Annotated in this window: 1 pseudogene; it reads left to right on the forward strand. The window is 70.8% G+C overall.

Annotation, left to right across the window (positions count from 1 at the left end):
* Window positions 1–954 (forward strand): annotated as a pseudogene (locus QMZ05_RS40435) (PAS domain-containing sensor histidine kinase); the annotation flags it as partial.

The raw sequence follows: 954 nt of genomic DNA on the forward strand, positions 1-954 counted from the left end.
GGCGCCGAGCTGGCGAAGCGCGCCTTCGGTCCGGCCGATCCGCATCGCCGCCAAGTCGCGCGGCTCGGTTACAACCTCGCCGCCAACGGCGCGGTGCGGCTGGAGCGGCTGCGCGGCTTCGGCGCGGCGCCCGGCATGCTCGCGACCTGCGGCTGCGCGCGCATTGAGCTACCAGACGGCAGCCACGGCATCCTGATGACCTCGCTGAATGCCAGCGGCCGCTGCATGCCGCTCGCCGAGCGTTTGCAACGGCTGGTGCAGGGCTTGGCGCGTCCGGCCGCCGCCTTCAACGGCGACGGACTTCTGATCGCAGCCAATGAGGCAGCACGTTCGCTGCCCGGCCTGCACGATCTCACCGAATTCGGCCTCGATGCCGCGCGCGGCGAAGCACTGGCGCAGGGTCGCGCGGCGGCGAGCGTTGCAGTCGGCCGCGTCGTGCTGCAGCGGATCGGCCGCGGCGCCGATCGCGCGCTGATCGCGCTGATCAAGCCCGCCCTGCATTTCGCCGCCAAAGCTGCGGCGCCGATCGTGCCGGAGCCGATTGCGCCGAACACGGCTGTCCCGGAAGCACCGGCAGGCACAGCAGCGCCGCAAGAGGCCGTGGCGCCGGCGCCTGCCGCCGTCGAGCAACCAACGGCGCATCAAGAAGCCCCTGCGCCGGTCAGCGACATGGCAGCGACCTTCACGCTGTTCGATGCGCTGGATCCGCAGCTGGAAGAGCAGGTCGCGATCGCGCCCGTCGTCAGCACGACTGCATCCGAGCCTGCGGACGTTGCTCCATCTCCGGCGTCGGAGGAGACGCACGCAGAGGCCGCGCCCATCGAGACTGCGGCATTCGACACCACCCCTGACGAAACCGCCGCGGTTGAGGAGCCAATATCGGAAGCGCTGATCGAGGTGCCCGCTGAGGCAGAGCTCGAAGCGCCTGCGCACCTTGCTCCACCTCTCGCGTCG

Source organism: Bradyrhizobium sp. INPA03-11B, assembly GCF_040446015.1.
Lineage (GTDB): Bacteria > Pseudomonadota > Alphaproteobacteria > Rhizobiales > Xanthobacteraceae > Bradyrhizobium > Bradyrhizobium macuxiense_A.